This window comes from Pseudomonas sp. WS 5410 (genome assembly GCF_012985645.1).
Taxonomy (GTDB): Bacteria; Pseudomonadota; Gammaproteobacteria; order Pseudomonadales; family Pseudomonadaceae; genus Aquipseudomonas; species Aquipseudomonas shahriarae.
The window spans coordinates 86791-112801 of the sequence record NZ_JAAQWS010000016.1; the positions used below are offsets into that span (position 1 = coordinate 86791).

The 26011-nt window shown below is 59.6% G+C and carries 25 protein-coding genes and 1 pseudogene; 16 read left to right on the top strand and 10 right to left on the bottom strand.

The genetic code is table 11. The features are described from left to right. Positions 1-7: 7 nt before the first annotated feature. Together HBO24_RS21825 and HBO24_RS21830 are read right to left on the bottom strand one after the other, a co-directional pair. Positions 8-1252, bottom strand: a complete 1245-nt coding sequence (locus HBO24_RS21825; protein ID WP_170060299.1) for an FAD/NAD(P)-binding oxidoreductase — start codon at positions 1250-1252, stop codon at positions 8-10. Positions 1253-1306: 54 nt separating this feature from the next. Beyond that, positions 1307-1642 carry a metalloregulator ArsR/SmtB family transcription factor gene (locus tag HBO24_RS21830; RefSeq protein ID WP_032860171.1) on the bottom strand — a complete coding sequence of 112 codons (336 nt, stop codon included), beginning with the start codon at positions 1640-1642 and terminating at the stop codon, positions 1307-1309. Between the two features lie 94 nt (positions 1643-1736). Here HBO24_RS21830 and HBO24_RS21835 point away from each other — a divergent pair, with 94 nt between their 5' ends. Further along, positions 1737-2600, top strand: a complete 864-nt coding sequence (locus HBO24_RS21835) for an MBL fold metallo-hydrolase (RefSeq protein WP_170060300.1) — start codon at positions 1737-1739, stop codon at positions 2598-2600. Between the two features lie 15 nt (positions 2601-2615). Here HBO24_RS21835 and HBO24_RS21840 read toward each other — a convergent pair whose 3' ends face one another. Together HBO24_RS21840 and HBO24_RS21845 are read right to left on the bottom strand one after the other, a co-directional pair. Next, positions 2616-3839 carry an HD-GYP domain-containing protein gene (locus HBO24_RS21840; RefSeq protein ID WP_057439413.1) on the bottom strand — a complete coding sequence of 408 codons (1224 nt, stop codon included), beginning with the start codon at positions 3837-3839 and terminating at the stop codon, positions 2616-2618. Positions 3840-3885: 46 nt separating this feature from the next. After that, positions 3886-5511, bottom strand: a complete 1626-nt coding sequence (locus HBO24_RS21845) for a methyl-accepting chemotaxis protein (RefSeq protein WP_057439414.1) — start codon at positions 5509-5511, stop codon at positions 3886-3888. A gap of 496 nt (positions 5512-6007) precedes the next feature. Here HBO24_RS21845 and HBO24_RS21850 point away from each other — a divergent pair, with 496 nt between their 5' ends. After that, the gene (locus HBO24_RS21850) at positions 6008-6883 is read left to right on the top strand and encodes a tyrosinase family protein (protein WP_169961117.1); all 876 of its coding nucleotides are present in this window, start codon (positions 6008-6010) and stop codon (positions 6881-6883) included. Position 6884: 1 nt separating this feature from the next. Here the strand turns inward: HBO24_RS21850 and bkdR are convergent, their stop codons facing one another. Continuing rightward, on the bottom strand, positions 6885-7373 hold the full coding sequence (bkdR, locus tag HBO24_RS21855) for a Bkd operon transcriptional regulator BkdR (RefSeq protein ID WP_057439415.1): 489 nt from the start codon (positions 7371-7373) through the stop codon (positions 6885-6887). A 196-nt stretch (positions 7374-7569) separates the two neighbouring features. On the opposite strand from bkdR, the gene HBO24_RS21860 reads away from it, so the two are divergent. From HBO24_RS21860 to HBO24_RS21880, 5 genes are all read left to right on the top strand, one after another. Continuing rightward, positions 7570-8805: a 3-methyl-2-oxobutanoate dehydrogenase (2-methylpropanoyl-transferring) subunit alpha gene (locus HBO24_RS21860; protein ID WP_057439416.1), complete on the top strand. Its 1236-nt coding sequence runs from the start codon at positions 7570-7572 to the stop codon at positions 8803-8805. 1 nt (position 8806) lies between these two features. Then, the gene (locus tag HBO24_RS21865; protein WP_057439417.1) at positions 8807-9865 is read left to right on the top strand and encodes an alpha-ketoacid dehydrogenase subunit beta; all 1059 of its coding nucleotides are present in this window, start codon (positions 8807-8809) and stop codon (positions 9863-9865) included. Further along, positions 9866-11131, top strand: coding sequence for a dihydrolipoamide acetyltransferase family protein (locus HBO24_RS21870; protein ID WP_057439418.1), 1266 nt, complete (start codon positions 9866-9868; stop codon positions 11129-11131). It abuts the gene before it with no gap. Between the two features lie 4 nt (positions 11132-11135). Continuing rightward, the gene (gene lpdA / locus HBO24_RS21875) at positions 11136-12515 is read left to right on the top strand and encodes a dihydrolipoyl dehydrogenase (RefSeq protein WP_170060301.1); all 1380 of its coding nucleotides are present in this window, start codon (positions 11136-11138) and stop codon (positions 12513-12515) included. Between the two features lie 184 nt (positions 12516-12699). Continuing rightward, the gene (locus HBO24_RS21880) at positions 12700-13719 is read left to right on the top strand and encodes a branched-chain amino acid aminotransferase (RefSeq protein WP_057439419.1); all 1020 of its coding nucleotides are present in this window, start codon (positions 12700-12702) and stop codon (positions 13717-13719) included. A gap of 126 nt (positions 13720-13845) precedes the next feature. Here the strand turns inward: HBO24_RS21880 and HBO24_RS21885 are convergent, their stop codons facing one another. After that, positions 13846-14736, bottom strand: coding sequence for a GNAT family acetyltransferase (locus tag HBO24_RS21885; RefSeq protein ID WP_170060302.1), 891 nt, complete (start codon positions 14734-14736; stop codon positions 13846-13848). Between the two features lie 308 nt (positions 14737-15044). Here HBO24_RS21885 and HBO24_RS21890 point away from each other — a divergent pair, with 308 nt between their 5' ends. From HBO24_RS21890 to HBO24_RS21920, 7 genes are all read left to right on the top strand, one after another. After that, entirely contained in the window at positions 15045-15971 is a 927-nt protein-coding gene (locus HBO24_RS21890) for an arginine deiminase-related protein (RefSeq protein WP_128593645.1), read from the top strand. Between the two features lie 11 nt (positions 15972-15982). Beyond that, positions 15983-17029 carry an ornithine cyclodeaminase gene (locus tag HBO24_RS21895; protein ID WP_170060303.1) on the top strand — a complete coding sequence of 349 codons (1047 nt, stop codon included), beginning with the start codon at positions 15983-15985 and terminating at the stop codon, positions 17027-17029. A 257-nt stretch (positions 17030-17286) separates the two neighbouring features. Then, the gene (locus HBO24_RS21900) at positions 17287-18066 is read left to right on the top strand and encodes an ABC transporter substrate-binding protein (protein WP_057439422.1); all 780 of its coding nucleotides are present in this window, start codon (positions 17287-17289) and stop codon (positions 18064-18066) included. A gap of 102 nt (positions 18067-18168) precedes the next feature. Next, entirely contained in the window at positions 18169-18870 is a 702-nt protein-coding gene (locus HBO24_RS21905; RefSeq protein WP_057960092.1) for an ABC transporter permease, read from the top strand. Next, a complete protein-coding gene (locus tag HBO24_RS21910; RefSeq protein WP_057439424.1) occupies positions 18867-19580 on the top strand; it encodes an ABC transporter permease in 714 nt (237 codons plus the stop codon). Before HBO24_RS21905 ends, HBO24_RS21910 begins: the two co-directional genes overlap by 4 nt. Positions 19581-19583: 3 nt before the next feature. Beyond that, the gene (locus tag HBO24_RS21915) at positions 19584-20426 is read left to right on the top strand and encodes an ATP-binding cassette domain-containing protein (protein WP_225923795.1); all 843 of its coding nucleotides are present in this window, start codon (positions 19584-19586) and stop codon (positions 20424-20426) included. A 14-nt stretch (positions 20427-20440) separates the two neighbouring features. Then, positions 20441-20938: an Lrp/AsnC family transcriptional regulator gene (locus HBO24_RS21920; RefSeq protein ID WP_057439425.1), complete on the top strand. Its 498-nt coding sequence runs from the start codon at positions 20441-20443 to the stop codon at positions 20936-20938. A gap of 193 nt (positions 20939-21131) precedes the next feature. Here HBO24_RS21920 and HBO24_RS21925 read toward each other — a convergent pair whose 3' ends face one another. The 4 genes and pseudogenes from HBO24_RS21925 to HBO24_RS29670 form a co-directional block, all read right to left on the bottom strand. After that, complete coding sequence (locus HBO24_RS21925; protein WP_057439426.1) at positions 21132-21965, bottom strand: TIGR03915 family putative DNA repair protein; 834 nt, start codon at positions 21963-21965, stop codon at positions 21132-21134. After that, positions 21962-23182: a putative DNA modification/repair radical SAM protein gene (locus HBO24_RS21930; protein ID WP_115128533.1), complete on the bottom strand. Its 1221-nt coding sequence runs from the start codon at positions 23180-23182 to the stop codon at positions 21962-21964. Before HBO24_RS21930 ends, HBO24_RS21925 begins: the two co-directional genes overlap by 4 nt. A 148-nt stretch (positions 23183-23330) precedes the next feature. Continuing rightward, positions 23331-23522: pseudogene (locus tag HBO24_RS21935) on the bottom strand (FKBP-type peptidyl-prolyl cis-trans isomerase); the annotation flags it as partial. Beyond that, positions 23519-24055, bottom strand: coding sequence for a hypothetical protein (locus HBO24_RS29670; RefSeq protein WP_262152818.1), 537 nt, complete (start codon positions 24053-24055; stop codon positions 23519-23521). The gene HBO24_RS29670 and the pseudogene HBO24_RS21935, both read right to left, overlap by 4 nt. A 912-nt stretch (positions 24056-24967) precedes the next feature. On the opposite strand from HBO24_RS29670, the gene HBO24_RS21945 reads away from it, so the two are divergent. Both HBO24_RS21945 and HBO24_RS21950 read left to right on the top strand, forming a co-directional pair. Next, positions 24968-25441, top strand: coding sequence for a hypothetical protein (locus HBO24_RS21945; protein ID WP_170060305.1), 474 nt, complete (start codon positions 24968-24970; stop codon positions 25439-25441). A gap of 331 nt (positions 25442-25772) precedes the next feature. Continuing rightward, positions 25773-25991, top strand: coding sequence for a hypothetical protein (locus tag HBO24_RS21950; RefSeq protein WP_170060306.1), 219 nt, complete (start codon positions 25773-25775; stop codon positions 25989-25991). The last annotated feature ends 20 nt before the right edge of the window (positions 25992-26011 follow it).

Genomic DNA, 26011 nt, shown 5'->3' on the forward strand with positions numbered 1-26011 from the left:
GGTTCTCTCACTCCACCTTGGCCAGACGGGTCAGCCATTCGCGGCCCTTGAGCATGCCGTTCCAGTAGAACCACGGCAGCAGCGTCGCCTTCAAAAACCACGCCGAGCGCCGCGCCACCGTCGGGTCGAGGGGAAAGGTCGGCAGCAGCCGGCCGCCATAACCGAACTCGGCCAGCACCACCTTGCCCTTCTCCACCGTCAACGGGCAGGAGCCATAACCGTCGTACTTGAGCGGCAATGGCGCCTGTCGGCGCAGGGCCAGCAAGTTCTCGGCGACCACCACGATTTGCTTGCGCACCGCCGCCGCCGTCTTGGCATTGCTGGTGGAGCACACATCGCCCAGGGCGAAGATGTGCGGGTAACGCACCTGTTGCAGGCTGTGGGGGTCGACCTCGCACCAGCCAGCGGCGTCGGCCAGTGGGCTGTGGCGGATAAAGTCCGGGGCCACTTGCGGCGGGACGACGTGCAGCATGTCGAAGGATTTTTCTTCGACGCTGACATTGCCTTCGGCGTCCTTGACCTCGAACCAGGCCTTGCGCGCCGGGCCATCGACCTTGATCAGGTTGGAGTTGAAGGCCAACTGCACGCCATATTTCTCGACATAGTTCATCAACGGCGGCACAAAGGTTGCCACGCCAAACAGCGCGGCGCCGGCCAGGTTGAATTCGACGTCGATGGTGTTCAGGTCACCTTGCTTGAGCCAATGATCGCAAGACAGGTACATGGCCTTTTGCGGCGCCCCTGCGCATTTGATCGGCATGGCCGGCTGGGTAAAGATCGCCTTGCCACCCTTGAGCTGCTGCACCAGTTGCCAGGTGTAGGGCGCGTGCTGGTAGCTGTAGTTGGAGGTAACGCCGTTGTGGCCCAGGGTCTGCTCCAGGCCTTGGATTTTCTCCCAGGCCAGGCGCAGGCCGGGGCAGACGATGAGGTTATTCCAGGTCACACGCTGGCCGCTGTCGAGCACCAGGGCCTGCTCGTCGGGCAGCAACTGACTGACCGCCGCCTGCACCCAGGTCACGCCGTCGGGCAATACCTGGGCCATGGGGCGCATGGTCTTGCGGATGTCATGGGCGCCGCCGCCCACCAGGGTCCAGGCGGGTTGGTAGTAATGCTCGGCGCTGGGTTCAATCAGGATGATATTGAGCTGCGGGTCGCGCTTGAGCAGGCTGGCCAGCAGGCCGATGCCTGCCGAGCCGCCGCCGATGACCACGATGTCGCCACTGATGGTCGGTCCCCAGTGTTGGTCGTTCATAGTCCTGGCCTTTCTTATTTCAACAATGCACACAAGGGTCGTTGCCGTATGGCGTCACGCCCAGCTTTTTATCACCGCCCCGCAGTACAGCCCGGAGAGGGTTTTCATCACTTGAATCACTTCGTGGCTGGCCAACCCGTAAAAGATGTACTTGCCTTCACGACGGGTCGCCACCAGCCCTTCGTCGCGCAGGATCCCCAGTTGCTGGGACAACGTCGGCTGGCGCACGCCGGTCATGGTTTCCAGCTCACCCACATTGCGCTCGCCCTGGGTCAACTGGCAGAGGATCAGTAGCCGGTCCTCATTGGCCAGGGCCTTGAGCAAGGTACAGGCCTTGGACGCAGACGCACGCAACTGGGCGACTTCACCTTCACTCAGACTGGATTCCATTTGCTTCGGTCCTTTCTCTCACTTAAGCTCAAAACATTATGTTTAAACATAAAGTGAATATCACGCCTTTTTTTAGCCATCAGGGACAACCGTCATGCCTGCGCTGATTCAACCCTTCCTGGACGAGGCCTCGTCGACCTGGACCTACATCGTCTATGAAGCGGACGGTGGACCCTGTGCCATTGTCGACTCGGTGCTCAACTACGACCCCGCGTCCGGACGCACCGACACGCGCCAGGCCGACCACGTCGTGGCGTTCGTCCAGGCCCATGGCTTGCAGGTGCAATGGCTGCTGGAAACCCACGCCCACGCCGACCACCTGTCCGCCGCGCCGTACCTGCGCCGTGCCTTGGGCGGCAAAATCGCCATTGGCCAGTCCATCAGCCAGGTGCAGGGCGTGTTCAAGAACCTGTTCAACCTGGAGCCGGCGTTTCGCGTTGACGGTTCGCAGTTCGACCATCTGTTCGCCCCCGACGAGGTGTTCCACATCGGCAACCTCAAGGCCCAGGCCCTGCACGTGCCCGGCCATACCCCGGCAGACATGGCCTACCTGATCGACGACCAGTTGATCCTGGTGGGCGACACCCTGTTCATGCCCGACGTGGGCACCGCCCGCTGTGACTTCCCTGGCGGCGATGCGCGCCAGTTGTATGCCTCGATGCGCAAGTTGCTGGCCTTCCCCGGCGACACCCGGCTATACGTGTGCCATGACTATCCACCCGAGGGCCGCGAGGCCAAATGCCTGACCAGCGTGGCTGAACAGCGAGCGAGCAATATCCATGTGCATGACGGGGTGGATGAAGCGGCATTTGTGCAAATGCGCACCACCCGTGATGCCGGGCTGGGCATGCCGACGCTGTTGCTGCCGGCGATCCAGGTGAATGTACGAGCGGGGAATATGCCGCCGGCGGAAGACAATGGCGTGGTGTACCTGAAAATCCCGATCAACCAGCTGTGACACGGCACATCGGGCTCAACTGAAGTAAGAGCCCTTGGGCTTGGGCAAGCCTGACCAAAGCTCGTCGATATGCTTGAAGCCCCAGTCCTCGATGCTCTCGCGACCGACAATCTTGTCGCGCTGCTCGGCCAGGTTCACCACCACCTGGATAATGGGCAAGCGGGAGCGCGCCGAAAAGAACACTTTGACCCGTGGCGTGAGCAACGACTTCTGGCTTTGCTCAATCACCACACCGATACGCCCGCTCTCCAGGCGCACCAAGGCGCCCACCGGGTAAATCCCCATGCACCGGACAAACGCCTGGAACACCCGCTCATCGAAATGGCCTTTCCACTCGGCCATTTTCTGAATGGCATCGGCCGGCCCCCAGCCTTGTTTATAAGGCCGCTCTGAGGTCACCGCATCGTACACATCACACACCGCGCCCATGTGTGCAAACAAGCTGATCTGATCCTGGCGCAGGCCGTGGGGATAACCCTCGCCGTTGCACTTTTCATGGTGATGCAAGCACACATCCAATACCAGGGCGCTGATATGCGGGCTGTTGCGCAACATGTTCACCCCCTCCTGGGGGTGGCTGCGCACAATCTCGAACTCCGCCTCAGTCAGCTTGCCGGCCTTGCTTAAAATGCCCTCCGGGATGGCCATTTTCCCCACGTCATGGAACAACCCTGCCAGCCCTGCCTCCTGGACCAATGCCGGCGACAGCCCCAACTGCCTGGCCAACGCGATCATCAAGCCACTGACCGCGACCGAATGCATGTAGGTGTATTCATCGGCCCGCTTCAACCGGGCCAGGCTGATCAGGGCATGGGGGTGGCGCAAAATCGACTGGGAAATTTCATCCACCAGGCTAACCACGCGAGTAGGGTCGATCGCGCCCCCCATGCGCAAGTCACTGAACATTTCGACGACGGCACTCTTGGCCCGCGCGCACACCTTGACGGCACGCGCCACCTCGACCTTCATATCAACACGCGGGGGCACCGCAGATTGCGCCAGTGCAGCGACCGTTGAGGTAACAGCTGGCGAACGCGGCAGCTCGTCCGGCAGCACGTCGTCCCCCTTCTCGGTATCAATCCAGAGGCTCTGCACCTGTGACTGACGCAAACGCTGCAGGTCTTGCAGACGGGTCAGCAAAAAACTGTTTTTCCAAAAACCATGGTCAGTCCAGGCGCCGTTGAGCTTCTGGACGTACATACCCAACCTGACTTGCGAAGTAGGAATGCATTTCAACATAGGCATTACCTCACAGTTCAAAATCAAACAACCTGCCCGACTCGGCTCAGTTCACCGAGAACCTCGAAACAATCTGTTTGAGATCAATCGCCAGCTTCGACAGTTCATTACTGGCGATCGAGGTTTGACTGGCGGCCGACGAGCTCTGGATAGACAGGTCACGAATGCTGATGAGGTTCTGGTCGACAGAGCGTGCGACGTGGGCCTGCTCTTCCGACGCGGTGGCGATCAGCAGGTTTCGCTCGTTGATATCCTCGATCGCATGGGTGATTTGAGTAATGGCCGCACCCGCTTCATGGGCGATCTTCAACGAATCCACGGCTTCAGTTCGGTTCAGCCCCATCGAGAGCACCGCCTCACTGGAACAGCTCTGGATCTTCGCGATCATCTGTTCGATTTCCTGGGTCGAGGTCTGCGTTCTATGGGCCAACGCCCTGACCTCGTCGGCCACCACCGCAAAGCCGCGCCCCTGCTCGCCGGCCCGGGCCGCTTCGATGGCCGCATTCAGGGCCAGCAGGTTGGTTTGCTCGGCAATGGAGCGGATGACTTCCACCACCCTTGCAATGTCCTGGGCCTGTTTGGCCAGCCCCTCTACTTCGACCCCGGTTTGCTGGACGGTGGCGCTCAATTTTTCAATCGAAGCGATGGTCTGGGTCACCCGCTCCTGGCCGACTTTTGCCGAGCGTTGGGAGTCCTGTGTCGACTGGGAGGCCGACACCGCATTACGCGCCACTTCTTCTACCGCGGCAGTCATCTCATTGACCGCCGTGGCGGCCTGATCGGTCTCCATACTTTGTCGTTCAATACCGGCACTGGACTCCTTGGTGATCGAACTCATCTCTTCAGCAGCCGATGCCAGTTGGCCGGATGCTTCGGATATATGCTGCAAAGTACTTTTCAAACTCATCTGCATGGCTGCAGTGGACTGTTGCAGGTCGGTCAGTTCGTCCTTGCCGCTGATCTGGATGGCGACACGCAAGTCTCCCTGGGCAATCTTCGCCGTCGCGGCCAACAGTTCGCCAACCGGCGTGATGATACTTTTGGTGAACAGTCGGGCGACCACAATGGTCAACAGCACCGACGCCACCATCAGGATCAATGTGAACAATCGGGCAGCATCATATTCATGGGCCGCAGTGGCCACTGCGGCCTGCCCACCCGTTTCGTTGATAGCCAACAATTCCCCAATCATGGACTGCAGCTTAACGGCCAGAGGGCTGGTGTAATCTCTAAAAAACACACTCAAGTCAGCAGCCGAATGTGAACTGTCCATGGCCAGCAACTCATCAACTTTCAGGTTATAGGCCTGTATATCCCGTATGACTTGATCATATTTATTCTTTTCTTCGGGACTGGATACAAACGAAGCATACTCATTGCTTACTTTAACCAGCGCACTACTCGCCTCTTTAACAGCACCGACCGAAGTTGAACTTAGCCGATTAGCATCCAGTGCAAACCTGCGCAACTCCAGGCGAAGTTTCAATAACGTACTTTCCATCTTTCCAGCCTGACGAATGCTGGGTAGCCAGTTAGTTTCTATTTGCACAGTGGACGAATAGACTTTGTCAACTTTCACCAGGGTCATCGCGCCTTGTATTAAAAGCAACAGGCACACCACGCCAAAACACAGGGTGGTACGGGAGTTCAATCTTATGGATCTCATTGACATGGCAATTCCCCTAGGCTTACTGGCTCAAGGACTTTTACAGCCTCGATGGCATCAGTGTGTGGAGCGTTCTGTGAAAAAAATGTAGGCCTATCGTTGTTTTATGGAGCCGACAAACAAAAAAACCACGCAAACCACTACTTAGCTAACTACTTATATAAGTCAATTAGACCAAGGAATATGCCGCAACGATAACAGGCGAGCGGGCACCCTTAGAGCCTTAAATAGCCAGATGGACTAGTTTCTCATTCTCTATGACTCGCTCTTCCGACTAAGACATGAGCTTAGCAGATACCTTACTGCCCATAAGGACAAGCGTTTTTTATAATAATGGCTTGCTCACCAGACACTTCCAGATGATCGCTATCAGTCACATCGCCTCGTATGAATAGAAACAATTGCGTATTACCGACGTTACGAGAGGAAGATCTATACACCACATTCTGCTGCCTCCCCCACGGATACTCCAGGAACCCACATTCTATGGAGCATCTGAAACATGGACATCCGACGTAACCACCGCGACCTGACCGGGGAGCAGAAACGAGCCTTTGTCACCGCCATTCTGCGGCTCAAGAACGACGTTCCAAGTGTCCTGCGCCCCGGCCTGCAGAACCGCTATGACGATTTTGTGCAGGTCCATCGCAACTCTATGGGCGGGCCCAACCCACTGGTCCCCAACCCCCACCAAAGCCCGCTGTTCTATCCCTGGCACCGGATCCTGATTCGGCAGTTCGAACTGGCGCTCAAAACCGCCGCAAATGATCCGTCTATCACCCTGCCCTATTGGGATTGGCAGCTAGAGGGTCGCAGCAACCCCTTCACCGCCGATTTCATGGGGGGCAACGGCGACAACATGCAAAACCAACGTGTCACCACCGGCCCATTTTCCGTGTTCAACGGCGCATTCGAACTCAAGGTGTGGGACGACAATTCGGGTGATCAGGGTCTGCGTCGCGACCTGGGGGCAAATCCCGAGCAGCCCTTGCCAGGCCCCCTGGAAGTGATTTCAACGTTGGCGCGCACCCCGTACTGGCAAGTCCCCGTGGCTGAAGCCTCCGGAGGTTGGGAAAATGTCAGTGAAGACCGATTGCACAACAGGGTTCATGCCTGGATCGGCGGCGATATGACCACCGCCTCCTCTTCCAATGACCCGCTGTTTTTCCTGCACCATTGCCATCTGGACTTTCTATGGGAGCAGTGGCGCCAGCAGCATCCGATCAGCGAGCCGTTCCAGCCCAGGGCTGACGCCCCCAACGGCGTGCTGGACTCAAGCCTGGTGTTCAACCCGCCAAACGAACCGGCACCCTGGCCAGAGCGCTGGACCGTCAGGCAGACCCTGGACCTTGAGCAACTTGACTACCGTTATGAATAAGTCAGCTGCCTAGGTTCAAACCATTGGCCGGCAGCGGCAGCGCGGTCTTGTAGCGCACCTGCTTGAGTGCAAAGCTCGAGCGGATGTTCGCCACACCCGGCACCTTAGTCAGAAAATCCATCATAAAGCGCTCCAGCGACTGGATGGTCGGCACCAGCACCCGGATCAGGTAGTCCGGGTCGCCGGCCATCAGGTAGCACTCCATCACCTCCGGCCGGTCGGAAATCGCCCCCTCGAATTGCTGCAGGGCTTCCTCGTTCTGCTTTTCCAGGCTGACGTGGATAAACACGTTGACGTGCAGCCCCAGCAAATCGGCGTCCAGCAGCGTGACCTGGTCACGGATCAAACCCAATTCCTCCATCGCCTTGACCCGGTTGAAACACGGCGTGGGCGACAGGTTGACCGAGCGTGCGAGGTCGGCGTTGGTGATGCGGGCATTCTCCTGAAGGCTGTTGAGAATCCCGATATCAATACGGTCCAGCTTGCGCATGAGACAAAACCACCTGTTTATTATGTTTATGCAGATTTTTTATCCTCAAATGATCTCAGGCGCAACCAAACAGAGATAAATATTCTCCACGCCCCGGCCTATGATTGTTGTAGGACAAGATTTCTCCTACCCGGGGACTGACTGTCAGCTAAGCGCGCCCACTACAAGAAATTCACAAGATCGAGCGTAGAAAGCCATGACCCAGCAATACGAACCGCTGCGCCTGCACGTTCCCGAGCCTTCTGGCCGTCCAGGTTGCAAGACCGACTTTACCTACCTGCATCTGACCGATGCGGGTACGGTGCGCAAACCCGCAATTGACGTAGAAGCCGCCGACACCGCCGACCTGGCCAAGGGCCTGATCCGCGTGCTCGACGACCAGGGCCAGGCCCTGGGCCCATGGGCAGAAGGTGTCCCGGTAGACATTTTGCGCCGCGGCATGCGTGCCATGCTCAAGACGCGGATCTTCGACAACCGCATGGTGGTCGCCCAGCGTCAGAAAAAGATGTCGTTCTATATGCAAAGCCTTGGCGAAGAAGCCATCGGCAGCGCCCAGGCCCTGGCCTTGAACATCGACGACATGTGCTTCCCCACCTACCGCCAGCAAAGCATCCTGATGGCCCGTGAAGTGCCGCTGGTAGACCTGATCTGCCAACTGCTGTCCAACGAGCGCGATCCGCTCAAGGGCCGCCAGTTGCCGATCATGTACTCGGTAAAAGACTTCGGTTTCTTCTCCATTTCCGGCAACCTCGCCACCCAGTTCGTACAGGGCGTGGGCTGGGGCATGGCCTCGGCGATCAAGGGCGATACCAAGATTGCCTCGGCATGGATCGGCGATGGTGCCACCGCCGAATCGGACTTCCACACCGCCCTGACCTTCGCCCACGTGTACCGCGCGCCGGTGATTCTCAACGTGGTCAACAACCAGTGGGCGATCTCCACCTTCCAGGCCATCGCCGGTGGTGAAGCCACCACCTTCGCCGGACGCGGCGTGGGTTGTGGCATCGCCTCCCTGCGGGTGGACGGCAACGACTTTATCGCGGTGTACGCCGCCTCTGCCTGGGCCGCCGAACGCGCGCGCCGCAACCTCGGTCCGACCCTGATCGAATGGGTCACCTACCGCGCCGGCCCGCACTCCACCTCCGATGACCCCTCCAAGTACCGGCCTGCCGACGACTGGAGCCACTTCCCGCTGGGCGACCCGATTGCCCGCCTCAAGCAGCACCTGATCAAGATTGGCCAGTGGTCCGAAGAGGAACACGCCACGGTCAGTGCGCAGTTGGAAGCCGAAGTGCTCAGCGCGCAGAAAGAAGCCGAACAGTACGGCACCCTGGCCGGTGGCCAGATTCCAAGCGCCGCGAGCATGTTCGAAGACGTTTATAAAGAGATGCCGGAGCACTTGAAGCGCCAGCGTCAAGAGTTGGGGATCTGACATGAACGATCACAACAATAAAATCGAGCTGGAAACCGCCATGACCACGACCACCATGACCATGATCCAGGCCCTGCGCTCGGCCATGGATGTGATGCTTGAGCGCGACGACAATGTGGTGGTATTCGGCCAGGACGTCGGTTACTTCGGCGGCGTGTTCCGTTGCACCGAAGGCTTGCAGAGCAAGTACGGCACCTCGCGGGTGTTTGATGCGCCGATCTCCGAAAGCGGCATCATCGGCGTGGCCGTGGGCATGGGTGCCTATGGCCTGCGCCCGGTGGCTGAAATTCAGTTCGCCGACTACGTGTACCCGGCCACCGACCAGATCATCTCGGAAGCGGCGCGCCTGCGTTATCGCTCGGCCGGCCAGTTCACTGCACCGCTGACCATGCGCATGCCCTGCGGCGGCGGCATCTACGGCGGCCAGACCCACAGCCAGAGTATCGAAGCGGTGTTCACCCAGGTCTGCGGCCTGCGCACGGTGATGCCGTCCAACCCCTATGACGCCAAGGGTCTGCTGATCGCCTCCATCGAAAACGATGACCCGGTGATCTTCCTCGAGCCCAAACGCCTGTACAACGGCCCGTTCGACGGCCACCACGACCGCCCGGTGACCCCGTGGTCGAAACACCCGCAAGCCCAGGTGCCGGACGGCTACTACACGGTGCCGCTGGATGTGGCTGCCATCGTGCGTCCAGGCTCGGCCGTCACGGTGCTGACTTACGGCACCACCGTGTACGTATCGCAAGTGGCCGCCGAAGAAACCGGCATCGATGCCGAAGTCATCGACTTGCGCAGCCTGTGGCCGCTGGACCTGGAAACCATCGTCAAGTCGGTGAAAAAGACCGGCCGTTGCGTGGTGGTGCATGAAGCCACTCGGACCTGCGGTTTTGGTGCCGAGCTGGTGTCGTTGGTGCAAGAACACTGCTTCCACTACCTGGAAGCGCCTATCGAGCGTGTGACCGGCTGGGACACCCCCTACCCCCACGCGCAAGAGTGGGCGTATTTCCCTGGCCCGACCCGTGTGGGCGCGGCTTTGCAACGGGTCATGGAGGTCTGAATGGGCACGCACGTTATCAAGATGCCGGACATTGGCGAAGGCATCGCAGAGGTTGAGTTGTCGGTATGGCACGTCAAGGTCGGCGATATGGTCGTGGAAGACCAGGTGCTGGCGGATGTGATGACCGACAAGGCGATGGTGGATATTCCCTCGCCGGTCCATGGCAAGGTGATATCGCTGGGCGGCGAGCCGGGTGAAGTCATGGCCGTGGGCAGTATCCTGATCAGCATTGAAGTCGAAGGCGCGGGCAATACCCGGGAGTCGGCGTTGTCGGCGGTGGTTGAAGAAGCCGCGCCGGCCCCAAAAGCCGAAATCAAGGCTCCTGCGGTTGAAAGCAAACCGGCCGCCAAGCCGGTGGTGGCCGCCCAGGCCCCGGTGGCCCGCGACGCCAATGAGCGCCCGCTGGCCTCACCCGCCGTGCGCAAGCATGCGCTGGACGCCGGGATCCAGCTACGCCTGGTCCAGGGCTCGGGCCCGGCCGGGCGTATTCTGCATGAAGACCTCGACGCCTATCTGCAACAGGGCAGCACCCGCGCCTCGGCCGGCGCCACCCCGTATGCCGAGCGTAACGACGAAGAGCAGATCCCGGTGATCGGCATGCGCCGCAAGATCGCCCAGCGCATGCAGGACGCCACGCGCCGCGCCGCACATTTCAGCTACGTCGAAGAGATCGACGTGACGGCCCTCGACGACTTGCGCGTACACCTCAATGAAAAACACGGCGCCAGCCGCGGCAAGCTGACGTTGCTGCCATTCCTGGTGCGCGCGATGGTTGTGGCCTTGCGCGATTTCCCGCAGATCAACGCGCGTTATGACGACGAAGCCCAAGTCATCACCCGCCTTGGCGCGGTGCATGTGGGCGTCGCCACCCAGAGCGATGTCGGCCTGATGGTGCCCGTGGTGCGTCACGCCGAGGCGCGCAGCCTGTGGGGCACCGCCGAAGAAATCACCCGCCTGGCCAACGCCGCGCGCAATGGCAAGGCCAGCCGTGACGAACTGTCGGGCTCGACCATCACCCTGACCAGCCTCGGCGCGTTGGGCGGAATTGTCAGCACCCCAGTGCTCAATCTGCCGGAAGTGGCGATTGTCGGCGTCAACCGCATCGTCGAGCGACCAATGGTGATCAAGGGGCAGATCGTGATCCGCAAGATGATGAACCTCTCCAGCTCCTTCGATCACCGGGTGGTCGATGGCATGGACGCGGCGCAATTCATCCAGGCCATCCGTGGCCTGCTCGAACAACCCGCCAGCCTGTTCCTGGAGTAAGGGCATGACTCAGACTTTGCATACCACGCTGCTGATTATCGGCGGCGGCCCAGGCGGCTATGTGGCGGCGATTCGCGCCGGCCAACTGGGCATCCCGACCATCCTGGTAGAAGGCCAGGCGTTGGGCGGTACCTGCCTGAATATCGGCTGCATTCCGTCCAAGGCCCTGATCCACGTTGCCGAGCAGTTCCAGCAAACCGTGCACCACAGCCAGGGTTCGGCCCTGGGCATCGAAGTGGATGTGCCGACCCTGGATATCCGCAAGAGCGTCGAGTGGAAGGACGGCATTGTCGACCGCCTGACCACCGGGGTTGCCGCGCTGCTGAAAAAGCACAAAGTGCAGGTGATCCACGGCTGGGCCAAGATCGTCGACGGCAAGACCGTGGACGTGGACGGCCAACGCATCCAGTGCGAGCACCTGCTGCTGGCCACCGGTTCGAAAAGCGTCAACCTGCCGATGCTGCCGATTGGCGGGCCGATCATTTCGTCCACCGAAGCCTTGGCACCGAGCCATGTGCCAAAACGCTTGATCGTGGTGGGTGGCGGTTATATCGGCCTGGAACTGGGGATTGCCTATCGCAAACTCGGGGCCGAGGTCAGCGTGGTCGAAGCCCAGGACCGCATCCTGCCGGCCTACGACGCCGAGCTGACGCAGCCGGTCGCCGAATCCCTCAAGCAGTTGGGGGTCAAGCTGTACCTCAAGCACAGCGTGACGGGTTTTGAAGGTGGCAGCCTGCAAGTGCGCGATCCGAATGGCGAGACCCTGGCCCTCGACACCGACCAGGTGCTGGTTGCCGTCGGTCGCAAACCCAACACCCAGGGCTGGAACCTGGAAGCCTTGAACCTGACGATGAACGGCGCGGCAATCCAGATCGACAGTCGTTGCCAGACCAGCATGCGCAATGTGTGGGCCATCGGCGACCTGAGCGGCGAGCCGATGCTGGCGCACCGGGCCATGGCCCAGGGCGAAATGGTCGCGGAGCTGATCAGCGGTAAATCCCGCGAGTTCAACCCGGCGGCGATCCCGGCGGTGTGCTTTACCGACCCGGAACTGGTGGTGGTCGGCAAGACCCCGGACGAAGCCAAGGCTGCGGGCCTGGACTGCATTGTCTCGAGCTTCCCGTTTGCGGCCAATGGCCGGGCCATGACCCTGGAGTCCAAGACCGGCTTCGTGCGGGTGGTGGCACGCCGCGACAATCACCTGATTGTTGGCTGGCAGGCGGTGGGGGTTGGCGTGTCCGAACTGTCCACGGCCTTTGGCCTGAGCCTGGAAATGGGCGCGCGCCTGGAGGATGTGGCAGGCACCATTCATGCCCACCCGACCCTCGGTGAAGCCGTGCAGGAAGCGGCGCTGCGGGCGCTGGGGCATGCCCTGCACCTCTGACCCACTGTGGCAGCGGGCTTGCCCGCGATAGCAATGTGTCAGTGTTAGAGGCGTTAACTGACCCACCGCTATCGTGAGCAAGCCCGCTCCCACACAGGCCAAGAATGAAGTATTGTTGCGCCCATCCAGAAATAAACCAAAAGCCTGCCTTCGACCAGGCGGTTGAAAAGAGATAGAGGGTGTCATGGGTAACGAAAGCATCAATTGGGACAAATTGGGTTTTGACTACATCAAGACCGACAAGCGTTTTCTCCAGACCTGGAAAGACGGCGCCTGGCAAGAAGGCACCCTGACCGAAGACAACGTGCTGCACATCAGCGAGGGCTCCACCGCCCTGCACTATGGCCAGCAGTGCTTTGAGGGCCTGAAGGCCTATCGCTGCAAGGACGGTTCGATCAACCTGTTCCGCCCGGACCAGAACGCCGCCCGCATGCAACGCAGCTGCGCCCGCCTGCTGATGCCGCAGGTGCCGACCGAAGCCTTCATCGAGGCGTGCAAGGCAGTGGTCCGCGCCAACGAGCGGTTCATCCCGCCGTACGGCACTGGCGGCGCGCTGTACCTGCGCCCGTTCGTGATCGGCACCGGTGACAACATCGGCGTGCGTACCGCGCCCGAGTTCATCTTCTCGATCTTCTGCATCCCGGTCGGCGCCTACTTCAAGGGCGGACTGACCCCGCACAACTTCCTGATCTCCGGCTACGACCGCGCCGCGCCGAACGGCACCGGCGCCGCCAAGGTCGGTGGCAACTACGCAGCCAGCCTGATGCCCGGCTCCCTGGCGAAAAAAGCCAACTTTGCCGACTGCATCTACCTGGACCCGGCCACCCACTCGAAAATCGAAGAAGTCGGTTCGGCCAACTTCTTCGGGATCACCCACGACAACAAGTTCGTCACCCCGAACTCGCCGTCGGTGCTGCCAGGCATCACCCGCCTGTCGCTGATCGAACTGGCCAAGACCCGCCTGGGCCTGGACGTGGTCGAAGGCGACGTGCTGATCGACAAGCTGGCAGACTTCAAGGAAGCCGGCGCCTGCGGTACGGCGGCAGTGATCACGCCTATCGGCGGGATCGAGTACAAAGACAAGCTGCACGTGTTCTACAGCGAAAAAGAAGTCGGCCCAGTGACCCAGAAGCTCTACAAAGAGCTGACCGGTGTGCAGTCCGGCGACGTTGAAGCGCCGGCTGGCTGGATCGTCAAGGTCTAAGCCCCGCTGCGCAACAAAATGTGGGAGCGGGCTTGCTCGCGAAAGCGGTGGGTCAGTCAACGTCATCAGTGACTGACCCACCGCTTTCGCGAGCAAGCCCGCTCCCATATTTGCTTACAGGTGGTTTCAGGATTTGGGCAGGTTCTGCGCAATCTTCTTGCCCATGCTTATCCTCGGCTCCACGCCATACCCCAGTGCTTCGTAGAAGCCCACCACCGTATCGTTGCCCAGATTGATCTGCAGGTTGATTTTCAGGCAGCCCAGGGCGATCAACGCCTGTTCCCCATGGCGCACCAACGACGCGCCCAGGCCTTGCCGGCGATAGTCCGGATGCACGGCCACCGAATACAACCAACCCCGATGCCCGTCGTAACCTGCCATCAAGGTGCCGATCACGGCCTTGCCGTGGGTGGCGACAAAGAACAGCCCGTCCTCCACCGCAAGCTTTCTATCAATCGCCAGTTCCGGCCGGTTATGTGGTGTGTCATAACCAAACGCCGTCTGCCATAACGCCGCGACCTGGGCCCGATGCAAACGGTCGCGATACACGCCGATGGGGTGGCGGGACGACAATACTTTCTCCATCACCAGGGTGCGCTCGTTGCCGTGGTACACATCCCGCACGGTCTGGAACCCCAGCTTGGTATAAAACGGCTCGGCGGTGAGGGACGACGGTACGCTCAATACCGTGACCCCAGCCTCACGGGCCCGCTGTTCGATATCGACCATCAGTTGGCGGCCGATGCCCTGCCCTTGCAGCACCGGGTTGACGAACACCGAACGCACCACATTGACGTCCAAGGCGGCGGTCGCGACGATTTCTTGATCCTGGAGTGCAACCAGCACGGTACGCCGCGTGAGCAATTGCAGCACCGCCTCCGGCGTGAAGTTGCTCGCCACCCGCGCAATCACATCCGCCGGGTAGTCACGGGCGTTGCTGCTGCGCAGGGCCGCCAGGATGACCTGGCTGATGCCTTCGGCATCGGTGGGTTGGGCGAGGCGGACGGCGGTAGACATGACTCCTCCTGACGGGTGACGTAATGACAGCCACCACAATACCCATGTGTGGGCTTGTGTGGGAGCCGGGCTTGCCCGCGATGCAGGCACCTCGGTGTGTCCGCTACACCGCGGTGATGCTATCGCAGGCAAGCCAGCTCCCACACAAGTCGGCTCCTACAGGTTTGAGCGCCCCCTGACAGCCGATTCGGCTGCCACACCCCTCTTTTCAGCTTTCCCGGCTGGGCCGCTCCCCTGTTTCAGCCGGGATTCTACGGCCAGAGCGCACAAAATAGCCTCAATGCCCAACCCCATGGACTCGTGCCCCCATGCAAACCACCAATACCGTCCTGATGATTCGCCCGGCGCACTTTGCCTTTAACCCGGACACCGCGATCAACAACCGCTTCCAGCGCGCGCCCGTCGATCCGGTGGCCGCACAGCACAAAGCGCTGGAAGAGTTCGACGGTTATGTCGACACCCTGCGCCAGCATGGTGTGGAAGTGTTGGTGGTTCAGGACACACCCGCGCCCCATACCCCGGATTCGATCTTCCCCAATAACTGGTGGAGCAGCCATGCCGACGGCAGCCTGGTGCTGTACCCGATGGAGGGCCAGAACCGCCGCCTGGAGCGCGATAAAGGCGTGCTGCAAGTACTGGAGCAGCGCTTCGCAATCAAAGACACCATCGACTTCAGCCACCTGGAACAACAGAACATGTTCCTCGAAGGCACTGGCAGCATGGTCCTCGACCGCCAGCACCGCATCAGCTACGCCTGCCACTCCGGGCGCACCCATCACGATGCCCTGCGCCAGTTTGCCGAGCGCCTGGACTATCAGGTCTGCGCCTTCCACGCCGTCGACCGCCATCACGCACCGATCTACCACAGCAACGTGATGATGAGCGTCGGCCGCGACCTGTCGGTGGTGTGCCTGGACGCGCTGCCCGAGACCCAAGAACGCCAGGGCCTGGAACGCTCCCTGCGCGACACCGGCAAAGACATCCTGGCCCTGGACTTCGACCAACTGGAAGCCTTCGCCGGCAACATGCTGGAACTCCACGACCGCGACGGCCAGCCGCTGCTGGTGATGTCGGCCAGCGCCTGGCGCTCGCTCAAGCCGGCGCAGCGCCTGCATGTGGAACGCCACACCCACCCAGTCGTGGTGAATATCGACAACATCGAACGCATCGGCGGCGGCAGTGCCCGCTGCATGTTGGCCGAAGTGCATCTTCCGGCCCGCGCCTCATTCCAATAAGGAGTTTTTCCATGACCCGTTATATCGACGTCAACGACCTCAGCTACCTGGTATCGCAAAAAGGCCTGCAAACCTGCATCACCGAGATGGCCGAGTACATCCGCGCCGACTACCTGCGCTGGAATGACTTCGAAAAATGCGCGCGCCTGGCCAACCACTCGCCCGAGGGCGTGATCGAACTGATGCCGGTCTCGGATGCTTCGCTGTATGCCTTCAAATACGTCAACGGCCACCCGAAAAATACCCAGAGCGGCATGCTCACGGTCATGGCATTCGGCGCCCTGGGGGATGTGGATACCGGCAAACCGGTGCTGCTCAGCGAGATGACCCTGACCACGGCGATCCGCACTGCCGCCACTTCGGCCCTGGTTGCACGCTACCTGGCACGGGACAACAGCCGCAGCATGGCGCTGATCGGCAATGGCTCGCAAAGTGAGTTTCAGGCCCTGGCGTTCCACACCTTGCTGGGCATCAATGAGATCCGCCTGTTCGATATAGATACCCAGGCCATGCACAAGCTGGCGAACAACCTCAAGGCCTTCCCGACGATCAAGCTGACCCTCGCGGGTAGCGTCGCCGAAGCGGTGAAAGGCGCCGATATCGTCACCACCGTCACCGCCGACAAGGCCTACGCCACCATCCTTACCGACGACATGATCGAGCCCGGCATGCACCTCAATGCCGTGGGCGGCGACTGCCCCGGCAAGACCGAACTGGACCGGCGCATCGTCGAGCGCGCGCGGGTGATCGTCGAGTACGAACCACAAAGCCGTATCGAAGGCGAAATCCAGCATATGCCTGAGGATTCGCCGGTCATCGAGCTGTGGCAAGTGATCAACGGCCAGAAGCCGGGCCGGGAAAATGCGCGCCAGGTCACCCTGTTTGACTCGGTAGGTTTTGCCCTCGAAGACTATTCGGCCCTGCGTTATGTACTGGATGTGGCCAAGGCCCTGGACGTGGGCAGCGAGCTGGAGCTGGTACCGGACCTGGCCGACCCCAAGGACCTGTTCGCCCGCCTGGCCCAGCGACCAACCGCACAGCATAAAAAGCGCGCCTGAAACCGCTCTGGCCTGCCGCTTTGCGCAAGCGGCGGGCCCTAAACCGCGGTTTGAAAAGCCGATATACAGGGTGCCGCAGCCGATTCTGCTGCAATCCGCGTTTTAACAGCGCATTCCGCATGCGAAGGACTAGGTAAACGACACAAAAAACGCACCATCATGAAGCATTCTGAGCGCGACCAAAGAGTCAGCAAATGAATGCATGCCGCACCCTTTCTACTGCCCTGACATCAATTACAAAATATAGGGAAAACACCATGACTCCGCTCCGATCACTCGTCGCCGCGCTGCTCCTGCCTTTGTGCGCCACCGCCGTCCAGGCCCAGGAATGGAAAGAAATCCGTTTCGGCGTGTTCCCCGAGTACCCACCCTTTGAATCCGTGGCCGCCGACGGCAGCCTGCAAGGTTTCGACATTGAGCTGGGCAACGCTATCTGCGCCAAGCTTGAAGTCAAGTGCACCTGGGTCCACAACGAGTTCGACGGCATGATCCCGGCGCTGCGTGCGCGCAAGTTCGACGCCATCATGTCCTCCATGGCCGTGACCCCGGCCCGGCAAAAACAGATCGACTTCAGCGATCGCCTGTTCCTCAGCCCCACCTCGGTGATCACCCGCAAGGGCGCCGGTTTCGGCGACACCCCCGAATCCCTCAAGGGCAAACAGGTCGGCGTGCTCCAGGGCTCGCTGCAGGAAGCCTATGCCCGCGCCCACCTGGCCAAGCTCGGTGCCCAGGTCAAGGCATACCAGTCCCAGGACCAGAACTATGCCGACCTGCAAAACGGCCGCCTCGACGCGACGCTGACCGACAAGCTCGAAGCCCAGCTCAACTTCCTGTCCAAGCCTGAAGGCGCCGACTACCAATCCGGCCCGGCCTTCAAGGACCCGACCTTGCCGCTGGACATTGCCATGGGCCTGCGCAAGAACGACCAGGAACTGCTGGCGCTGATCAACAAGGGCATCGCAGCCATCCAGGCCGATGGCACTTACGCGCTGATCCAGAAGAAGTACTTCGGTGACGAAGATATCTATCACGAGTAATCCCCCGCCCTATCCCCTGTAGGAGCCGGCTTGCCAGCGCTGGCGGTGCGACAAACACCGCCATTTGCGGCAGGTTCCTACCGGTTCTATCGAGACTTTCCCGTGAATGAACTCCTCAACCTGCAAGGCTTCGGCCCGCTGTTGGCCCAGGGTGCCTGGATGACCATCAAGCTGGCGTTCCTCGCGCTGGTCCTGAGCCTGAGCCTGGGCCTGATCGCCGCCGGTGCCAAGCTGTCCAGCCATAAACTGTTGCGCATCCCCGCCACCCTCTACACCACCTTGATCCGCAGCGTGCCGGACCTGGTACTGATCCTGCTGATCTTCTACAGCCTGCAACTGTGGCTCAATGACTTGACCGAGATGCTTGGCTGGAACTACTTCGAAATTGATCCCTTCACCGCCGGTGTGATCACCCTGGGTTTTATCTACGGTGCGTATTTCACCGAAAACTTTCGCGGCGCGATGCTCAGTGTGCCGGTGGGCCAACTGGAAGCAGCGACCGCCTACGGTTTGAGCCGCTGGCAGCGGTTTCGGCTGGTGATGTTCCCGCAATTGATGCGGTTTGCGTTGCCGGGACTGGGCAATAACTGGCTGGTACTGCTCAAGTCCACGGCGCTGGTGTCGATCATCGGCCTGGCGGACCTGGTCAAGGCCGCGCAGAACGCCGGCAAGACCACCAATGACCCGTTGTACTTCCTGATCCTTGCGGGCCTGGTGTACCTGGTGATCACCACCCTCTCCAACCGCATCTTCAAACGCCTGGAACGGCGCTACAACGTCGGCATCAAAGGGGTGGCGCGATGATCGAACTGATCCAGCAATATGGCCTGGCGTACCTGTGGACCGATGGCTCGGGTTTTTCCGGGGTGGCCATGACCTTGTGGCTGTTTATCGTGTCGGTGATCCTCGGGTTTTTCCTGTCCATCCCCCTGGCAATCGCCCGCGTCAGCGAGCACTTCTGGCTACGCTGGCCGGTGGAGGTGTACACCTACCTGTTTCGTGGCACGCCGCTGTATATCCAGTTGCTGATTTGCTACACCGGCCTGTACAGCCTGGAAGTGGTGCAGGATAACGCCCTGCTCAATCAGTTTTTCCGCAATGCCTTGAACTGCACGCTGCTGGCCTTTGTGCTCAACACCTGCGCCTATACCGTGGAAATCTTCGCCGGGGCCATTCGCAATATTCCCCATGGCGAAATTGAAGCCGCGCGGGCCTACGGCCTGCACGGCTGGCGGATGAACCTGTTCGTGGTGATCCCCGCCGCGCTGCGCCGCGCATTGCCGGCCTACAGCAACGAAATGATCCTGATGCTGCACGCCACGTCCCTGGCATTTACCGCAACCATCGCCGACATCCTCAAGGTGGCCCGTGACGCCAATGCCGAAACGTTCCTCACGTTCCAGGCCTTCGGCATTGCTGCGCTGCTGTACATGCTGCTGTCCTTCGCATTGGTGGGCCTGTTCCGACTGGCCGAACGACGCTGGATGCGCTTTCTTGTCCCGACCCGAGGCTAACCCATGAATCAGTCCGCACAGGCCCTGGCCGCTCATCCCACACACACTGCCGCGCCCCGCCCGAACGTGGTGGCGGCCGGCGCCAACGTCAAACTCAAGGTCGAAGACCTGCATAAAAGCTACGGCGACCACGAAGTGCTCAAGGGGGTTTCGCTCAACGCCAGCAAGGGCGATGTGATCAGCCTGATCGGCGCCAGCGGCTCCGGCAAAAGCACCATGCTGCGCTGCATCAATTTCCTCGAACAGCCCGACGCCGGGGTAATCACCCTGGACGGCATCAGCATTGAAATGCGCCAGGGTCGCGCCGGGGTGCAGGCGCCGCACCAGGCACAACTGCAGAACCTGCGCACGCGCCTGGCCATGGTGTTCCAGCACTTCAACCTGTGGAGCCACATGACCGTGCTGGAAAACATCTGCATGGCGCCACGCCGGGTGTTGGGCGTCAGTGCCGCCGAAGCGGAGAAACGCGCGCGGATGTACCTGGATAAAGTCGGCCTGCCGGGCCGGGTCGCCGATCAATACCCGGCGTTTCTCTCCGGTGGCCAGCAACAGCGCGTGGCCATCGCCCGGGCCCTGGCCATGGAGCCGGAGATTATCCTGTTCGATGAACCGACCTCGGCGCTGGATCCGGAGCTTGTAGGAGAAGTCCTCAAAGTCATACAGACGTTGGCCGAGGAAGGTCGTACCATGCTTATGGTCACCCACGAAATGGGCTTTGCCCGGCAAGTCTCCAGCCAGGTGCTGTTCCTGCACCAGGGCCGTGTCGAAGAACAAGGCAGCGCCGAGATTCTCGACCATCCGACCAGCGAACGCTTGCAGCAATTTCTCTCCAACCGCTTGAAGTGAACACAGAATCGACCATGGATACCAAGGCCAACGGACCCCATTCCACCCCAGTGCTGGATCGCATTGATGAAGCCATCATTGATGTCTTGCGCCATCAGGGGCGTATCACCTACGAAAAGCTGTCTTCGCTGGTGCACCTGACGCCCAGACCCTGCCTGGAGCGGGTGCGCAAGCTGGAGCGGCGCGGGGTGATTCGCGGCTACGGCGCGATCATTGATGTGCAAATGGTCTCGCCGGGGTTGTCCTTGCTGGTACTGGTGGCCTTGTCGAACCAGAGCGGGCGCTCGGCGCAAAAAGCCTTCGAAGCCTGCGTCAAAGCCTGCCCACAGGTGTTCGAGTGCCAATTGATCAGCGGCCCCTTCGACTACAGCCTGCGCATGCGCTGCCGGGACATGGAGCACTACCGCGTGCTGACGGAAACCTGGTTGAACAATGATGAGCTGCATATCGACAAACTGGTGGCCCATCCGGAGCTGGCGGTGGTGAAAAACACCGCGACTGAGTTGGCCTGAACCCCATCGCCTCACACGATGCAGATCAGATGTGGGGGGTGGGCTGGTGTGGGGGCTGGCCTGTGTGGGAGCTGGCTTGCCTGCGATGCAGACGCCTCGGTCTATCAGCTATACCGAGGTGATGCTATCGCAGGCAAGCCAGCTCCCACACAAGCCAGCCCGCCATATGCTTCCCATATGTTTCCCACATGTTTTAACCGTGCCCGCCTGAAATCCGCTTGCCGGGGCGCTCACCAATCAGCTTCGCCTGCCCATCCCGCTGCTTCCCCGTCCGCGCCTCGCTGATCAACCCCGGTATCAACTTACCCTCCGGCAAATTCTTCCAGAACCGGCTCGGCAGGTGCCCCTCCATGACCTTGGGATTCAACCGCGCCGGGTTGAAGATATGGCTGTAATAGGTCAGCCACATGGCACTGTGTGGATCTTCGACATTCTGCGCCAACTGCTGCCATTGCTCCGGGCACTGGCGTTGATGAATCAACTGCTCACCGTCGTAATACACCCCATCCAGGGGCGTCGCGATCATCCAGCGATGACGGCCCATGCGCCCGACAAAATGCTGGCTGGCACTGTGCAAAATATCGTGGGCCGGTTCGTGCCAGGCCACGTACTCCGGCAACTCCGGCCCCGCCGCCGCCGGCAGCGCGATAAAACGCACAAACGCATGCAGATGATGGGCCTCACGCCTTACCTGCTTGATCCGCCGTTGCAACTCGCTGCCCAGTTGATCCCCCGCCATCATCGCCGTGCGGTCACCATGGCTGACGCGCCACAGCACTTCATACAACAGGCTCCAGCGCTGCTCACCGTGGTAACAGGCGGCACTTTCCAGCAGCTCCAGCAGCGCCTTGGGAATGCGTGCCTGGAACGGGCCATTGTGCGTGGGGTAGTGTTCATCGGTGGCAAACAGGTCCGCCACTTCCACTTCGCCCCAACTGACATGGCTGGGGTCGATCTGATGGCTGAGCAGCCAGCGCGCCTGCTCGCGCCAGGTACTGAACAGGTTGTCGCATTCCAGGCTGATCATCCCCATAACCCCATCTGTTGCGGTTGCGGGCGGTCGCGCAGTTGCTCGCGCAGCAGCACGCTGGTGCTTTCCGCCTGCTGGGGGTGGTAGTCGCTGGTGATGAAGAACGGCTTGGCCTTGGTCAACACGCAGCGCATACGCGCCAGGTCTTCAAAACGGATCTTGCGTTGCCGGCGCAGCTCCACCAGGCGTTCGGTGGTACGCAGGCCAATCCCCGGGATACGTGCGATCAACGTCGCCTCGGCACGGTTCAGGTCCAGCGGGAACACCTCGCGATGCTCCAGGGCCCAGGCCAGCTTCGGGTCGATATCCAACGCCAGATCCCCCGGCCCCGCGAACAGTTCGTTGGCGCGGAAACCATAACTGCGCAGCAGGAAATCGGCCTGGTACAAACGGTGCTCGCGCATCAGCGGCGGCGCCGCCAGGGGCACGCTTTTCGGGCTATTGGGAATCGGGCTGAACGCCGAGTAGTACACCCGGCGCAACTTGAAGTTGCCATACAGCGCCTCGGCACCGTGCAGGATGGTGCTGTCGTCGGTGTCATCGGCGCCGACAATCATCTGCGTGCTTTGCCCGGCCGGGGCGAACCGCGGTGCCCGGGGCTCGTTGAGCACGGTTTGCTCGCCGGTGAAAATCGTCTGCATCGCCTGCTTGATCGAACCGATCTGTTTCTCCGGCGCGAGGATCTGCAGGCTTTTATCGGTGGGCAACTCAATGTTCACGCTCAAGCGATCGGCATACCGCCCGGCCTCGGCAATCAATGCAGGATCCGCTTCGGGGATGGTCTTGAGGTGGATATAACCGCGAAAGTCATGCTCCTCACGCAGCAACTTGGCGACCCGCACCAGTTGCTCCATGGTGTAGTCCGCCGAACGAATGATCCCCGAACTGAGAAACAGCCCGCTGACGCAATTACGCCGGTAGAAGTCCAGGGTCAGGCTCACCACCTCCTCCGGGTTGAACCGCGCACGGGGCACGTCACTGGAGCGGCGGTTGACACAGTATTGGCAGTCGTAGAGGCAGAAATTGGTCAGCAGCACCTTGAGCAACGACACACAGCGCCCATCGGGTGTGTAGCTGTGGCAGATGCCCATGCCATCGCTCGAACCCAGCCCGGCCTTGCCCTCGGAGGTGCGCTTGGGCGCCCCGCTGCTGGCGCAAGACGCGTCGTACTTGGCCGCATCGGCGAGGATGCTGAGTTTTTCGATCAACTGCATGGCGGGCTACCGGATACTGTATTTTTGTACAGTATCAGCAGCGATACCCGGCATTCAAGGAGAGATCGGCGAACGGTAGAACAAATAGTTGTGGGAGCTGCCGACGTTTTTTCAAACATATCAAGAACAGTTGAGCGACCCCGAGCCTTCAATCGTCGCGCGTCAGCACTTCCAGCAACTCAATCTCGAAATGCAGATTGCTATGGGGCTGGATATGCGCGCCCATCGCCCGCTCGCCATACGCCAGATGCGCCGGCACAAACAGCTTGCGCACGCCGCCGACCTTCATCCCCATCAAGCCCTGGTCGCAACCTTTTTCTATATGACCCCAACCAATCAGGGATTACCAAGCGCCTCTAGTTCAAGAAAATGTTCCCGGCCTAACGGAGTGAGGTCAGCATAGTGACCCCCATAATGGTCCCGAACGGGACGAATCAGTCTCACGCTCGCAAGGTGGTCTAGGGCATTCTGCGTTGCGATTCTGGACAGACCAGAGTTTTTAAGCACTTCGTCGAATCCAAACTGATAACCCTGTTGGATCGCATTCCCCACAACAAGGAATACAAGGTTTTGGTCATCCGTTAGGGGAGCACCACCCGTTGACGCACTATCAGCAGGCTCAACCTTCTCGTACCGGGCATATACCAGTGCTACAACGGGCAACATAAGCAGCACCATCAGTACAAGCACGAGCATCACCACCCAGAACGGGAGAGAAACGTCTCTCGCAAACCAACTGCCAACGCTCTGCATCCAGCTCCACAGACCTGAAATTGCTGGACTGAAAAACGACAAGTTCAATTGAGACTCGACCCATTTCGTTATCGGCACTGCCGCTACCGTACCGAGCACCCACCACAAAATTTTCTTCACCGTCTTCGCCCTGTCGCCAACTGATGTGCCAGATGTTACCAGAGCCTCCGTGCAAGGCACATTGATCGCTGAACTTGTTGGGCATGAAACAGGCTCCGTCACTTTCGATGTGTACAGTCAAGGCGCAACAGCAGCACAGAAATTAGCGGCGATATCTAAACTCTCCCGGCTTCCAATAATTCCCGAAGCTGCTCAGTAGAAGTCTGAGTAAAGTTCTTTTGGCAGTAAGCCCTGCAACCCGGCAAGTGCGGGGCACAAAACAAACCCCGTACACAAAACCAACTAAGCAAGCAAGTAATATCTTGACAAAACCGCACTATCGTGCGAAAATCGCTATAAGGATACAGATAAATTTTATCGTACCTTCCAACAACAGTTTTTAATCAATCACAGTCTGAATGGGTTTGCTGTTGTTGTCTGGTGGTAGCGTCCTGCTGCCGCCATCTATTTCTTATCTCATCGTTATTGTTTACTCCTTTTCAGTGACGATGGGCGAGCCACTTTCAGCGTGGTTCCTTTATACCCTCAAATATCCCTTGTGTGAGCTTGAGAATGCCAATAGCGGTATTGGTTTCCCGCTACCTCGTGTCCACCCAGTGGCATTTGGCAAAACTGGTACATCAGGGCAAACGGGTTCGTCTCCGCTTGTTCAAAGAGCCGTTTGCTGGCGGTGATGGACTCAGCACAAATACGAAGCGCGATAGACACAGGGCCGTCCGGCCCTTTGTTTTGTCCGCCTTTCGTTATTCCTACATTCTAGTAAATAAAACAAGGAGGCCGAATGGCTCTAATCCTCGTACGACCATGCGTGATCTGCGGAAACCCCATGAAAACAAAACGCGCTTCAAAACAAACATGCTCACAACGTTGCTACATGCAACTCTACCGTACCAAACACAAGGAAAAATACTAATGTCGATTCTACGAAAAGAAGCAAAACCAGAACTACAAGCCCTGAAAGACAACGCCACAAAGTTTTATGATGGTGGGTTTTGCGACGAAAATGCACTTCCCGCAATACGCGCTACAGTGAGCCAGTTGGCCGTAATGGCTTTGGGTCTTCCAGTTGCATTCAAACGCCGTGACGAATTCCTGGCTGCCGGATACATGCACAGCGATGTTACTCCGTTCCAACTCGGCGCCTATATCACCTTCTACGTGAAGAAACCGCAGGTAGAACAGAAAGCCGATCTGAAGGCGATTCATGCTCAAGTCGAGTCAGATTACCGTGCGAGTCTTGAACGTGAAAACGAATTGATCATTGCCCGCCAAGTTGAACTTGAGCAGGCGAGCATAGATCGCCAAGTTGAAAAAGAGTTGGCAGCGGAACGTCAGGCTCAACGCGATGCAATCGAAACTCGCATTCGTGCAGAACTTACGAAGTGATAGATCGTAGAGGCTAAACCCCGGATGGCCTTCGGGCCATTCCCAACCCACCCACGTAAAAGGAAAGTGCCAATGCACATCGGCAAGATACCGTTCGCCTTCTGTATGACGTGGGCACTGATTGTGATACTGCACTTTAGTCAATCGGCACGGATTGAGTCCGTCAGTCAGCACGCAATTGACTTGAATCGGCAAACATACAACCGGCTCCAGTTGGAACGCTCGCAAGACAGGGCGATAAACGAAGAGCAGACACGGAAAATCGTTTCCGTTGAAGTTATGCGAGCAAAATCCTAAAACTCGAACATCAACTCACACTAGGAGAGCCCGAATGAATCAGCCTGCATTACTGCAAGGAATTCTGAGCGCACTGCAAGAGTATGCTGCTGAATATCCTATCGCCCTACGTATTCAATTGGTCGAAGAACTAATCGAAGCAATGGGAACACGCCAACCACCAGAACCTATACCAACTGGCAGAAGGGCTTGGCGAAGACAAGAAGTGAAGGAAGATCGCCCCGCATGGGCACTCCCACACTACGCCCACTAATCAAATCAGGAATTATTCCC

What these genes read in the sequence shown, in the direction of transcription:
- HBO24_RS21870 (WP_057439418.1), top strand. Translation starts at nt 9,866, where the DNA reads ATGGGCACGCACGTTATCAAGATGCCGGACATTGGCGAAGGCATCGCA.
- HBO24_RS21830 (WP_032860171.1), bottom strand. Translation starts at nt 1,642, where the DNA reads ATGGAATCCAGTCTGAGTGAAGGTGAAGTCGCCCAGTTGCGTGCGTCT.
- HBO24_RS21840 (WP_057439413.1), bottom strand. Translation starts at nt 3,839, where the DNA reads ATGTTGAAATGCATTCCTACTTCGCAAGTCAGGTTGGGTATGTACGTC.
- HBO24_RS21825 (WP_170060299.1), bottom strand. Translation starts at nt 1,252, where the DNA reads ATGAACGACCAACACTGGGGACCGACCATCAGTGGCGACATCGTGGTC.
- lpdA (WP_170060301.1), top strand. Translation starts at nt 11,136, where the DNA reads ATGACTCAGACTTTGCATACCACGCTGCTGATTATCGGCGGCGGCCCA.
- bkdR (WP_057439415.1), bottom strand. Translation starts at nt 7,373, where the DNA reads ATGCGCAAGCTGGACCGTATTGATATCGGGATTCTCAACAGCCTTCAG.
- HBO24_RS21885 (WP_170060302.1), bottom strand. Translation starts at nt 14,736, where the DNA reads ATGTCTACCGCCGTCCGCCTCGCCCAACCCACCGATGCCGAAGGCATC.
- HBO24_RS21925 (WP_057439426.1), bottom strand. Translation starts at nt 21,965, where the DNA reads ATGATCAGCCTGGAATGCGACAACCTGTTCAGTACCTGGCGCGAGCAG.
- HBO24_RS21915 (WP_225923795.1), top strand. Translation starts at nt 19,584, where the DNA reads ATGAATCAGTCCGCACAGGCCCTGGCCGCTCATCCCACACACACTGCC.
- HBO24_RS21850 (WP_169961117.1), top strand. Translation starts at nt 6,008, where the DNA reads ATGGACATCCGACGTAACCACCGCGACCTGACCGGGGAGCAGAAACGA.
- HBO24_RS21890 (WP_128593645.1), top strand. Translation starts at nt 15,045, where the DNA reads ATGCAAACCACCAATACCGTCCTGATGATTCGCCCGGCGCACTTTGCC.
- HBO24_RS21920 (WP_057439425.1), top strand. Translation starts at nt 20,441, where the DNA reads ATGGATACCAAGGCCAACGGACCCCATTCCACCCCAGTGCTGGATCGC.
- HBO24_RS21945 (WP_170060305.1), top strand. Translation starts at nt 24,968, where the DNA reads ATGTCGATTCTACGAAAAGAAGCAAAACCAGAACTACAAGCCCTGAAA.
- HBO24_RS21950 (WP_170060306.1), top strand. Translation starts at nt 25,773, where the DNA reads ATGAATCAGCCTGCATTACTGCAAGGAATTCTGAGCGCACTGCAAGAG.
- HBO24_RS21860 (WP_057439416.1), top strand. Translation starts at nt 7,570, where the DNA reads ATGACCCAGCAATACGAACCGCTGCGCCTGCACGTTCCCGAGCCTTCT.
- HBO24_RS21865 (WP_057439417.1), top strand. Translation starts at nt 8,807, where the DNA reads ATGAACGATCACAACAATAAAATCGAGCTGGAAACCGCCATGACCACG.
- HBO24_RS21880 (WP_057439419.1), top strand. Translation starts at nt 12,700, where the DNA reads ATGGGTAACGAAAGCATCAATTGGGACAAATTGGGTTTTGACTACATC.
- HBO24_RS21835 (WP_170060300.1), top strand. Translation starts at nt 1,737, where the DNA reads ATGCCTGCGCTGATTCAACCCTTCCTGGACGAGGCCTCGTCGACCTGG.
- HBO24_RS21895 (WP_170060303.1), top strand. Translation starts at nt 15,983, where the DNA reads ATGACCCGTTATATCGACGTCAACGACCTCAGCTACCTGGTATCGCAA.
- HBO24_RS21900 (WP_057439422.1), top strand. Translation starts at nt 17,287, where the DNA reads ATGACTCCGCTCCGATCACTCGTCGCCGCGCTGCTCCTGCCTTTGTGC.
- HBO24_RS21910 (WP_057439424.1), top strand. Translation starts at nt 18,867, where the DNA reads ATGATCGAACTGATCCAGCAATATGGCCTGGCGTACCTGTGGACCGAT.
- HBO24_RS21930 (WP_115128533.1), bottom strand. Translation starts at nt 23,182, where the DNA reads ATGCAGTTGATCGAAAAACTCAGCATCCTCGCCGATGCGGCCAAGTAC.
- HBO24_RS21845 (WP_057439414.1), bottom strand. Translation starts at nt 5,511, where the DNA reads ATGTCAATGAGATCCATAAGATTGAACTCCCGTACCACCCTGTGTTTT.